This window comes from Anaerotignum sp., from assembly GCF_030625865.1.
Lineage (GTDB): Bacteria > Bacillota > Clostridia > Lachnospirales > Anaerotignaceae > Chakrabartyella.
This window is the reverse complement of sequence record NZ_DAOUQB010000001.1, coordinates 190081-199753: the sequence shown is the minus strand read 5'-3', so window position 1 is coordinate 199753 and position 9673 is coordinate 190081. Positions and strand designations below refer to the sequence as shown.

The 9673-nt window shown below is 37.5% G+C and carries 8 protein-coding genes, 2 tRNA genes and 1 other annotated feature; of the genes, 3 read left to right on the top strand and 7 right to left on the bottom strand.

Annotated features, from left to right (window positions below):
• Positions 1 to 197: 197 nt before the first annotated feature.
• Positions 198 to 288: transfer RNA gene (locus P9Q65_RS00915), tRNA-Ser, on the bottom strand.
• A 41-nt stretch (positions 289 to 329) separates the two neighbouring features.
• A tRNA-Ser gene (locus P9Q65_RS00910) sits at positions 330 to 415 on the bottom strand.
• A gap of 423 nt (positions 416 to 838) precedes the next feature.
• On the opposite strand from P9Q65_RS00910, the gene pepT reads away from it, so the two are divergent.
• The 3 genes from pepT (at position 839) to P9Q65_RS00895 (ending at position 4570) form a co-directional block, all read left to right on the top strand.
• A complete protein-coding gene (gene pepT / locus P9Q65_RS00905) occupies positions 839 to 2068 on the top strand; it encodes a peptidase T (protein ID WP_304507192.1) in 1230 nt (409 codons plus the stop codon).
• 20 nt (positions 2069 to 2088) lie between these two features.
• Positions 2089 to 2311: a binding site (T-box leader), on the top strand.
• An 80-nt stretch (positions 2312 to 2391) separates the two neighbouring features.
• Complete coding sequence (gene tyrS / locus P9Q65_RS00900) at positions 2392 to 3621, top strand: tyrosine--tRNA ligase (protein WP_304507191.1); 1230 nt, start codon at positions 2392 to 2394, stop codon at positions 3619 to 3621.
• Between the two features lie 370 nt (positions 3622 to 3991).
• Positions 3992 to 4570 carry a DJ-1/PfpI family protein gene (locus P9Q65_RS00895; RefSeq protein WP_304507190.1) on the top strand — a complete coding sequence of 193 codons (579 nt, stop codon included), beginning with the start codon at positions 3992 to 3994 and terminating at the stop codon, positions 4568 to 4570.
• Positions 4571 to 4785: 215 nt separating this feature from the next.
• Here the strand turns inward: P9Q65_RS00895 and xerD are convergent, their stop codons facing one another.
• The 5 genes from xerD to P9Q65_RS00870 form a co-directional block, all read right to left on the bottom strand.
• On the bottom strand, positions 4786 to 5670 hold the full coding sequence (gene xerD / locus P9Q65_RS00890; protein WP_304507189.1) for a site-specific tyrosine recombinase XerD: 885 nt from the start codon (positions 5668 to 5670) through the stop codon (positions 4786 to 4788).
• 156 nt (positions 5671 to 5826) lie between these two features.
• On the bottom strand, positions 5827 to 6402 hold the full coding sequence (locus P9Q65_RS00885; protein WP_304507188.1) for a stage II sporulation protein M: 576 nt from the start codon (positions 6400 to 6402) through the stop codon (positions 5827 to 5829).
• Positions 6403 to 6455: 53 nt separating this feature from the next.
• Complete coding sequence (locus tag P9Q65_RS00880) at positions 6456 to 6986, bottom strand: NUDIX hydrolase (protein WP_304507187.1); 531 nt, start codon at positions 6984 to 6986, stop codon at positions 6456 to 6458.
• 58 nt (positions 6987 to 7044) lie between these two features.
• Positions 7045 to 8241 carry a pyridoxal phosphate-dependent aminotransferase gene (locus tag P9Q65_RS00875; RefSeq protein ID WP_304507186.1) on the bottom strand — a complete coding sequence of 399 codons (1197 nt, stop codon included), beginning with the start codon at positions 8239 to 8241 and terminating at the stop codon, positions 7045 to 7047.
• 392 nt (positions 8242 to 8633) lie between these two features.
• A complete protein-coding gene (locus tag P9Q65_RS00870; protein WP_304507185.1) occupies positions 8634 to 9566 on the bottom strand; it encodes a dipeptidase in 933 nt (310 codons plus the stop codon).
• Positions 9567 to 9673 lie beyond the last annotated feature (107 nt).

Here is a 9673-nt window from a genome sequence, read left to right as displayed (position 1 = left end):
AATCGGTTCAAAGCTCACTAGCTGAATTGACTATGGGTTGTGTGTTTGTATCTCTACTGTTTAGTTTTCAAGGATCAACCCGCTTTTTCAGCGGCGAAGATTATCTTACCAGACTCTCTTCATCTTGTCAAGCACTTTTTTTAACTTTTTTTCGAAAGTTTTCTTTGTTTCAAAGTTTCTCTTTCTTCGAGTTAAAATGGCGGAGAAGGAGGGATTTGAACCCTCGCGCCGCGTTAACGACCTATCCGCTTTCCAGGCGAACCCCTTCAACCACTTGGGTACTTCTCCATAATGATCTCGAATTAAAAGTGCTTATTAAATTGTAACAACGGAGAGAGTGGGATTCGAACCCACGGCCCCTTTCGGAGTCACTGGTTTTCAAGACCAGCTCCTTAAACCACTCGGACATCTCTCCTTATGGGTTTTTCATTGCTTTTCTTGTGCAGCGAAACCTTTAATATTATATCTAAGCAGATACCATATTGTCAAGAACTTTTTTCACTCTTTTTTTACTTTTTTGCCGTTTTTTGAAATCAGAAGCGGCAGAAACTAATATACCTCAATTTCTTATTTGTGTCAACCTTTTTTTTGATTTTTAGATGTTTTTTTTATTTAATGACTTTTTCAGCCACACGCTTTAATAAAAACCTTATGTTCTTGCTTCCTCTGCTTCTAATTTTGTTTTAATTTAAGGGTGGCTTTTATCCAAAATGAATGCTACAATAGATAGAATCTATCTGATAAAAATTTGTATAATTAAGATTAACTTTTATTAACCTTAATATTAATCATAAAAATTTTTATATTCATGTATTTCTACAAAGGAGGATATAAATCCATGAAAACTGTTACCGAACGTTTTTTAACTTATGTAAAACATAATACAACTTCTGATTTTAGTTCACATACTTTCCCCAGTACACGTTCACAACTTCATTTTGCAGATTATCTTGCAAAGGAATGTAAAGAAATTGGTCTCGTAGATATAAATGTAGATCAGAACGGTTATGTCATAGCAACCTTGCCAGGGAATATTGATAAAGCACCCGTCATTGGCTTTATTGCTCATATGGATACCAGTCCCGATGCAAAAGGTGAAGGCATCATGCCTAATATCGTGGAGCAATATGATGGTGGAAATATTCCTTTAAATAATGTAAGTATTTCTCCCGACGAATTTCCTATACTGAAAAAATATGTTGGAGATACCATAATCACATCTGATGGAACCACTCTTTTGGGAGCTGACGATAAAGCAGGTATTGCCGAAATTCTTACCGCTATGGATTATCTAAAAAAACATCCCGAAATTCCTCACGGAAAAATTCGCATTGCATTTACGCCAGATGAAGAAATTGGTCATGGTGTTGATTACTTTAATGTTGAGGCTTTCGGTGCAGATTTTGCCTACACAGTTGATGGCGGTGAACTGGGAGAACTTCAATATGAAAATTTCAATGCTGCTCACGCAGATATTCATATAAAAGGAAAGAATGTCCATCCCGGTACCGCTAAAAATGTTATGGTGAATGCCGCCCTGTTGGGCACAGAAATTGTAACTTTGCTTCCTGAGAAGGAAATCCCGTCTAAAACGGATGCTTATGAAGGTTTCTTCCACCTCTGCTCCTTTCAAGGTTCGGTTTCTTCCGCAAATCTTACCTATATAATAAGAGATTTTGATAGTAATGCATTTGAGCATCGTAAAAATATGCTAAAAATGATTGTAGATAGAAAGAAAAATCAGTATCCGAATGCAATTACTTTGGATATACGGGATGAATATTACAACATGTTTTCGTGCATATCTAAGCATATGTCTATTGTAGACTTAGCAAAACAAGCCATGGATGCATGTGGTGTTGCTCCCATTACTCGTCCTATCCGAGGCGGCACTGATGGCGCAAGACTCTCTTATATGTCGTTACCTTGCCCTAATCTGTTCACAGGTGGACACAACTTTCATGGTCCATATGAATTTATTCCCGTATCTTCTATGAATAAAGCAGTAAAAACAATTGTTAAGATTTCTGAATTAGGAAGAAATCTTGACTTTAAAAAAAAGATATGATAGAATATCGCCATATTTAAATATCAGCGTTGAATGAGTTTTATGGGCAAAGCTGGTTACAACAACAGAGAGCAGTTTGTTTGGTGAAAAAACTGTAGAACAGCATTTGTAAATTACGCCTCATGAGCTTTGTGCAGGAAATGGCACAACGGTTGCTCACCGTTATCTGAGACGAAAGATGTTTGTCTTTTTGTCATGATAAGCATAAACTAAGGTGGTACCACGGGTTCTCTCGTCCTTTCGACGATAGAACCCTTTTATTTTGTCCATATTAATGTGACTAATCTGCAAAAAAACATAAAATGACAGTAAGGAGAATGAAAATGAATGCATACGAAGTATTAAAAGAACGTGGCTTTATTGAACAGTTAACCCACGAAGATGAAATCAAAGCACTATTTGAAAAAGGAGGAGTAACATTTTATATCGGCATTGATCCAACTGCAGACAGCCTTCATGTAGGTCACTTTCTGACTGTTATGGCAATGGCTCATATGCAACGCTGTGGCAACCGCCCCATTTGCTTAATGGGTGGCGGAACAGGTATGATTGGGGATCCTTCCGGAAAAGCGGATATGCGTAAAATGCTGACCGTGGAAACCATTGATCATAACGTTGCTTCCATCAAAAATCAGCTATCCCGCTTTATCAATTTTGATGATGGCAGCGCAATCATTGCAAATAATGCAGACTGGCTGAGAAATCTAAATTATATTGAATTCCTTCGTGATGTTGGGGTTCACTTTTCAGTAAACCGTATGTTGGCAGCCGATTGCTTTAAAACCCGTATGGATAAAGAAGCAGGACTTTCCTTCTTGGAATTTAACTATATGATTATGCAGGCATATGATTTCCTGGAATTGAACGAACGCCATAACTGTGTTATGCAATTAGGCGGTAACGATCAGTGGTCAAACATCATTGCCGGCGTAGAATTAATTCGCCGTAAATTAAGTAAACCCGCGTATGGTATGACCTTTAAGCTTCTGACAAACAGCGAAGGCATTAAAATGGGTAAAACCGTAAGCGGAGCTGTTTGGTTAGATCCCGAAAAAACAGCACCATATGAATTCTACCAGTACTGGAGAAACGTGGGCGATAAAGATGTAGAAAAATGCTTGGCTTTACTCACCTTCCTCCCCATGGAAGAAGTACGCCGCCTAGGTGCGCTAAAAGACAGCGAAATTAATAAAGCAAAAGAAGTTTTAGCATTTGAATTAACTAAAATCGTTCACGGCGAAGCAGAAGCAACAAAAGCACAAGAAGCCGCTCGTGCCCTTTTCGGAAAAGGTGCAGTTACAGGTTCGGTTCCGACAACAGAATTACCTGCTGAAGATTTTGCACAAGGTATGGATATTTTAACACTCCTCACCTCCATTGGTGTTGTGCCTTCTCGTTCCGAAGGACGTCGTGCTGTTCAGCAAGGTGGTGTCAAAATAGCAGAGCAAACAGTGAGTGATATTGAATTTAAAGTAACTACAAATTTATTTGCTGATGGCAAACTCTTAGTGCAAAAAGGTAAGAAGACCTTCCATAACGTCGTATTAAAATAAGATGAATATACTTTAAAAAGGAGCTGTCAAAATTTACAGCTCCTTTTTACATTCCATACCTGTGTACTTCCAGGTAGATACAATTTATATAATTGATCCAATCCTTTCATCCCATTTCATCCAACCTTATAAAAAATATCCTCCACAAAACCCATCGTTCCTTTTAAAACGAATAAATTTATCCCTTCCAAGTTTATGTTATAGACATAAAACGTCCCACATTTTTCAGTAATTTGTCACAAAAAAATAGTGAGATGCACTTGATTTTTCCAACAAATGGCATTATACTTTTCATTAAATAATAAAACTCTTTTCGCAATGGTAAGTACAGTGATTATGCTGTTCAAATAAAACAAAGGAGGAAAATATTATGGCAAAAAAAGTATTAATGCTAGTAGGGGACTATACTGAAGATTATGAAACCATGGTACCCTTTCAGACTTTACAGGTTTTAGGCTATCAGGTAGATGCAGTTTGCCCTGAAAAAAAAGCAGGTGATGTCATCCGCACTGCAATCCATGATTTTGAAGGTGATCAAACATATTCCGAAAAAAGAGGACATAACTTTGCTTTAACTGCAGATTTTGACGCAGTAAATACATCCGATTATGTAGGCTTATTCATCACAGGCGGTCGTTCTCCCGAATACTTGAGATTATATCCACGTGCAATCGAAATCGTTCAGGAATTCTTTGCAGCAAATAAACCTGTAGCGGCAATTTGTCATGGTCCTCAGCTGTTAACAGCGGCAAATGTTTTAAAAGGTCGAAAGGCCACAGCCTACCCTGCTGTTGGGCCCGATATTACTTTAGCAGGATGCGAATACGTAGCAGTTGATGCAGATAAAGCTGTAGTTGATGGCAATCTAGTGACAGCACCTGCATGGCCGGGGGATACCGCAATTCTTATAGAATTTGCAAAACTCCTTGGCGCAAAAATTGAAATTTAACATTACTCTCAAAAATTCCCCCACGTGGTTCCATGAACTACGTGGGAATTATTTTTTAAATTTTTTATTTATCGGTATTAACCTTTTGCTTTATAACTCCCAAATTCAACCATATGATAATTTTAACCCCCTTAATCAACAAAAGGATTCCAAATCATACTCTCACTATTTTATTTTAAAAATAAAAACCGCCCTACGGCGGTTTTTCATATCTACTAGGCTCTGGGATGAGCTTTTGCATAAACATTTTTCAACTTTTGATTTGTCAATTTAATATAAATCTGCGTTGTAGAAATATCAGAATGCCCCAGCATTTCCTGCACCGATTTTAAATCAGCACCATTTTCAATGAGGTGTGCCGCAAATGAATGTCGTAGCATATGGGGTGTAATATCCTCGTCTATTCCCGCTTTCTTTGCATAAGATTTTATGATTTTCCAAAGCCCTTGCCTTGTCATAGGTTTTCCATTACAATTCACAAAGAGCATTTGCTCCTCTTCAGCCAAAGTTAACCCATTACGACCTCTCTCCATATATTTCTTAAGCGCTATTTTCGCTTGATTTCCAATGGGAATAATTCGATTCTTTCGGTCTGTACCACAATGAATATATTCCAAAGGCAAATTCACATCTGAAACCTTTAAAGTTATTAACTCAGAAACACGAATCCCTGTGGCGTACAATAATTCCAGCATTGCCTTATCTCTGATCCCCTTTGGGTCTATTCCTTGGGGCTGTTCCAGCAAACATTCCACCTTGTCCAATGTTAAAACACCAGGCATTTTCTTTTCGGTCTTAGGGAGCTCTAAATTGGCAGCAGGATTTTCCGAAACCTCACCCCTTTTTATAAGAAAATTATAAAAGGAGCGAATTGACGCAATATTTCTGGATATCGTAGATCCTGCCTTTTTCTGGTTTTGCAGTTCATAAATATATGCCATAATATTGGTATAATTCACTTTGTTTGCGTCATCCACGCCGCACTGTTTCATAAATTTGCTAAATCCTTTTAAATCTCTTATGTAAGAAAGCACTGTATTCTCAGATGAATGCTTATCATTTTTAAGGTAATTCGCAAATTCATTTACCGCTCTTTCCATACTCAAGACCCCTTTTTATCATGTATGACTCATTATACTTAGTTTTCCATAGATTGTCACTATTATTTGTAAAAAAAACCAAATATCGTCATATTGAACGCCCGCAAATCTATTTTATGCATAAAAAACAATAAAAAAGGTAATTTCGCCCAATTCTTACAATGGATATAAAGCAACTTCAATCCCTGCCCCAATTGCAATCAAAACAATGGAAGATAAAAACAATATACAATATTCTGTTTGTTTCCTCCTTCGTTCTCGTTTTAATCCTCGTTTTCCATTTCCTTCGTTCCAACTGATAAGATAATAAATGGCAGCACACATTATGAAAATATAAGCCGGAATCAAAATAATATTTTGTGGTAATATGGCCAACATTGCACCCCATACACCCTTCACACCATATGTAACCATCATCATAGCAGAAGCAAATCCCAAGGAAATGCTTCGAAGTAAGAATGCCATCCCCGAGAGAAATAACCCAAGATGCAACCAACCTCCCAGCCAAATAACAATATCATACTTAAAGTATTTCCAAAAAACTGCGGCAAAGCTTCCCGATTCTTGCATTTCTGCGGCATTTCGAATCATCCCTGCCAATTCCGATTTTACGTTAGTTCCCATCAAATTTGCTGCGATCGCTCCGCCGGTCACGCCGATTAAAAAAGAAAGACAAACGATAGCAATTATCTTTTGTCCTCTTTTATCAAGCCTCGTATTTCGTTTTACCATAAAAGCCATCCTCCCTTCACAATCCTCTGCTAACAGGATATGGCTCGTCTTACTTAAATATGCTTGCTTTTATAAGCAAATAATGCTGCTATCGTCTTGCCATCTTTTATTTCACCGCTATAAATCATTGCTAGCGCTTGGTCTAAAGTATAGCTTTCTAACTCAATAAATTCATCCTCATCAAAATTCTGTTGTCCTTCCGTTAAATCATAAGCAAAATAGATAGAAATGATTTCATTGCAAATTCCAACCGAAGGATACATTTCGCAGAGAAATTCTAAGCGTCCCGCTTTCTTTCCCGTCTCCTCCTCCAACTCCCGTTTCACGCACGCTTCCGGGAATTCTCTACCATTCAAGACACCGGCAGGGATTTCCAATAACATTTCCCCAAAGGCATGACGATACTGTCGAACAAAAAGTATTTTCCCATCCTCCATAATAGGGAGTATGGCCGCCGCGTTTTTATCTCTTAGGACAGTTTCCCGGTAAGCGGCTTTGCCATCCGGCATCTCAATTTTATCCACCGTTACCCGCACTATTTTACCTCTGTATGTTTCATTGCTTTCCAATACCTTGTAGCTCATGAAAAATACCTCCTTTTATCAGAAAGAGGCGGTCAAAAACCACCTCTTTCAAAAATTATCATTTCAATTCATTTACCAGTTCTTCAATACGATCCATGCCTTTTTTAATCAGCTCCATGCTTGTTGCATAAGAAAGTCTGATAAAATCCGGCATACCAAAATCAGCACAAGGAATCACAGCAACAAATTTTTTATCTAATAATATCGAAGCAAAATCAGCTGCAGATTGAATTTCCATACCGTCATGCTTTTTGCCGTAAGTACCCGCAACATCTACAAATAAGTAAAATGCTCCCTCAGGCTTTAATGCATGAATCATAGGAATTGCTTCTTCTCTTTCAAAAATATAATCTCTTCTTTTTTTAAATTCTATGCACATTTCATCAACACATGCCTGGGAACCGTTAAGTGCCGTCAACGTTGCCGCTTGGGCAATGGTATTTGGGTTAGATGCCATATGAGACTGTAAAGAAGCCATAAGCTTTGCAACCTCCAAAGGAGCCGCAGCAAAGCCAATTCTCCAGCCGGTCATAGCATAGCTTTTGGAAACACCATTTATCACAATGGTTCTTTTATAAATTTCCTCCCCCAAAGATGCAATGCTGATATGCTTTTTATCATCTTCATAAATTAACTTCTCGTAAATTTCATCTGAAATCACAAAAATATCCTTCCCCACTGCAAAATCAGCAACCATCTTTAAATCTTCATAGGAAGTCACCATGCCTGTGGGATTGGAGGGGCTGGTTATTACCAAAGCTTTTGTTTTATCCGTATATGCCTGTTCCAATTCCTCCTTGGTCAACATAAACTGATTCTCTTTTTTTGTATGTACAACAACCGGTTTTCCTCCGGCAATTTTCACCATTTCCGAATAGCTTAACCAATAAGGTGCAGGAATAATTACTTCATCGCCTTCATTCAAAATAGCCATAAACACATTCATTAAGGAATGCTTTGCCCCGTTACTGATAATTACTTGTGCAGCTTCATAATCCAATCCATTATCTCGTTTTAACTTGTCGCAAACTGCCTGCCGTAAAGCAGGGATGCCTGCCGCTGCTGTATATCTTGTTTCCCCATTTTCAATGGCAGCAATTCCAGCTTTGCGAATATGCTCAGGAGTGTCAAAATCAGGCTCACCCACACCGAAAGTCACTATATCTTTTCCTTCCGCCTTTAATTGCGCAGCCTTGGATGAAATAGCCATGGTACTGGATGGTTTGATGCTCAATGCTTTTCTTGATAATTCCATAAATTCTACACCTCATAACCGTTTTTTTAATAGGAAAATCACTTTTATCAATAGCTAAAAAACATAATTTGCCTTAATCCATTCTATATATCATTTAACATATTATCAAAAAGCTTTGTCAAACGCAAGATATAACATCTTTTTGCATTCGAAATAAGGTTAATAAATTTTATAGCTTATCCTTGTGCATTTTTATTCTTTCTGACCATATTTTTGATAAGTTTCCTATCATTTTAAACCAAAAAATAATAAATATCCCACAAATAAAAAAAGAGTTTAACTAAAAAGTGCCTACCTATTCTCTGCTTTCTTCTCAAAAAATCCTTAGTCAATTTTCATCCGTTAAGACCACTGGAAACTTTTACTTTCTGGGTGCAACGATATATCTTTTGTCAAAGCACCTGATTTACTATTCGCAATAAATTTTTTGAAAATATTTTTTCCGCCGTTTTGCTTCCGAATTCTTCTTCAACTCTGTCAAATAAGCCCTCCAGCTCCTTAACATTTCTTATCTCTTTGGGAACACTGTCGATTCCATCAAAATCGCTCCCTAATGCAATATAATCTTCTCCAATGACAGAAAGCATATGATAAATGTGCCGCAAGATGTCCGCTAAATCCGCCTGCTTATTTTTTGCCAAAAAAGGCGGAAATAAATTCAATCCCACAACGCCTCCTTTTTCAGCTATGGCTTGTAATTGCTCATCTCGCAGATTTCTTGGAGCATCACAAATTGCTCGTGCATTAGAGTGACTTGCAATAAATGGTTTTTTCGTAATTTCTGTCACATCCCAAAATCCCATTTCAGAAAGATGGGAAACATCAACAATCATTCCCAGTTTTTCCATTTCCTCCACCACTTGCCGTCCAAAAATTGTAAGGCCTCCTCTGCTGTCTTCCTCTGCCACACCATCAGCCAATTGATTCCTGTGATTCCATGTAAGCGTCATTGATCTAACCCCTAAACGGTAATAGGTATGAATAGCAGAAATTTCCCCCTCTAATGCTTCTCCACCCTCAATCGTTAACAATCCACTGATTTTTTTATTTTTAATGTTTTCCAATAAATCCGAATAGGAATTTACATGGCCAATGAATTCTGAATTTTTCTGAATTTGGTGATAATAAAACTCAATATATTTCATCGTTTGATGCATGGAAATGGGATAGTACTTTGGATCAAGCCAAATTGCAAAAAATTGCAGTGGCGCATCAAAATCTTTTAAACGCTGAATATCAATGTGTCCATCATTGCAAAAAAGCTCCTGGTTCCTCTCATAAATCTTAACTATGGTATCACAATGCCCGTCTGCATATGATCTCATCTTTTTCACCTCATTCTTTTTCTATAAGGTATGGAATAACCTACAATAAAAAGAACTAAAAATAATTGTTTCACAGTATTTTTTTAAAAGAAAACCCTCCTTGCAAA